Source organism: Micromonospora tarensis (genome assembly GCF_016803395.1).
In the GTDB taxonomy this organism is placed as follows: domain Bacteria; phylum Actinomycetota; class Actinomycetes; order Mycobacteriales; family Micromonosporaceae; genus Micromonospora; species Micromonospora tarensis.
In genome coordinates, this window is the sequence record NZ_JAEVHL010000489.1 from 1 (window position 1) to 1,609 (window position 1,609).

Consider the following 1,609-nt stretch of genomic DNA (forward strand, 5'->3'; position numbering starts at 1 on the left):
GGGGGCGGGTCAGCGGGCTGGGGTGGGGGGTTCGCCGGAGTCCAGGACGGCCTGGGTCCAGCCGCCCTCCAGGACGCCGGTGCCGTCCAGGACGGCCCAGTCGACCACGTCGGTGGCCTCCACCACCACCGGGGAGCCGATCCGCACGCTCTGGTCGGTGGCGGCGTCGCTGGCGCTCACGCCGACGATCCGCTCCGGGGTCTCCCACGAGGTGACGCCCGCCCAGACGTACTCCGGGCCGTCGTCGCCCGGCAGGCCGTACTTCACCACCAGTTGCGACTCCGCCGGGAGTTGGCCCGCGACGAACCGGGCCCGTGCGTCACCCAGGGCGGCGCGGGCGGTGGCGACCGCCCGACTCATCGCGTCGCCCGAGCGGGCGTAACGCACGTCCGGCTGGATCCCGGAGAACAGCGTCGCGCAGGCGGCGGCGTAGTAGCGCCCGTCCGGACCGGGGTGCCCGGCCGGCGGGCGCAGGCTGAGGAACGAGTCGGCCTCCGGATCGGTCGCCGGGTCCAGTTCCAGCCGCAGCAGCACCGGGGCGGTGGCGCCATGCTGCTCCGGGTTGCCGTACGCCACCGCGATGTCGTGCCCGGTGACCGTGGCCAGCACCGGCAACTGCACGAACGCCGGCACCTCCTCGCCGGTGAGCCCGTCGGTCCAGTCCCGCAGCAGCCGGCGAGCCGCCCCGGTCATCACCGCGCCCCAGGCCCGGGTGAGGTGGTCGGGCACCCCCTGGGTCTGCAACTCCAGCAGGCCGAAGCGGCGCAGCCCCTTGGTGGTGAACCACAGCCCCTCGGTGTCGGAGGAGTACGGCACCAGCACCCAGTCGACCAGCCGGATCCGGCCCTGCTCGTCGGGGAGCGAACGCAGCGCGGTCGCCGGGTCGAGGAACTGCAGGCCGAAGACGTCCACCACGTCACCGGAGACGGACTCTGCCACCGCGGCCGCGACCGCCCGGGCGGCCCACTCGTGCGCGGGCGGCCAGCCGGGTCGGTACTCGGCCTGCACGACCACCAGGTGCGTCGCCGCCGCCAGCCGGGCCAACTGCTCCTCGGTGGCGCCGAACGCGGTGAGCAGATCCGGCGGCAGCTCGGGAAACTCGGCGATCGGCCGGGTGTCGACGCTCATCAGCGGGCTGTCGAGCATCTGCCGGGCCAGCCCGTGCACCGGCTCGGCCAGCCGGCCGGTCAGGGCCGCCACCGCGGTCTTCGGGCTGACCTTCGGCAGACCCGCCATCGGCACCAGGTAGGTCGCGCTGAGCGACTCCGGCACCGGTACGGGCAGGAAGTCGTCCGTGATGAGCATGCTGGGTTCCCCCGGTGGGCGCGCCGGTGTTGTCGAGCCGAACGCTACCCGGCCCGCGGTGCCCGGTTCAGCCGGACAGCACCAGACCCAGGTAGACCAGCGTGGTGACCACCTCGACGGTCGCGCCGAGGACATCGCCGGTGATCCCGCCGAGCCGGCGTACCAGGTGGGTCAGCAGCGCCGCCGCGACGGCGAGTCCGACCGCGACGGCCAGCGGCCCCTGCCACGGGCGACCCGGCACCGCGGGCACCGCGAGCAGCCCGACGGCGATCGCGCCGACGGCCAGCGCCACCGGGCCGACAGT

The 1,609-nt window shown here is 75.0% G+C and carries 2 protein-coding genes; both read right to left on the reverse strand.

Annotated elements, in window-relative coordinates:
• Positions 1-9 precede the first annotated feature (9 nt).
• On the reverse strand, positions 10-1,305 hold the full coding sequence (locus JM949_RS35820; protein WP_203152457.1) for a DUF2314 domain-containing protein: 1,296 nt from the start codon (positions 1,303-1,305) through the stop codon (positions 10-12).
• A 67-nt stretch (positions 1,306-1,372) separates the two neighbouring features.
• Positions 1,373-1,609: adenosylcobinamide-GDP ribazoletransferase (locus tag JM949_RS35825; protein WP_203152458.1), on the reverse strand; the 237-nt coding region annotated here is incomplete at its 5' end.

Bases quoted from the DNA above. Each gene is read 5' to 3' on its own strand.
- JM949_RS35820 (WP_203152457.1), bottom strand. From the start codon at position 1,305: ATGCTCATCACGGACGACTTCCTGCCCGTACCGGTGCCGGAGTCGCTC.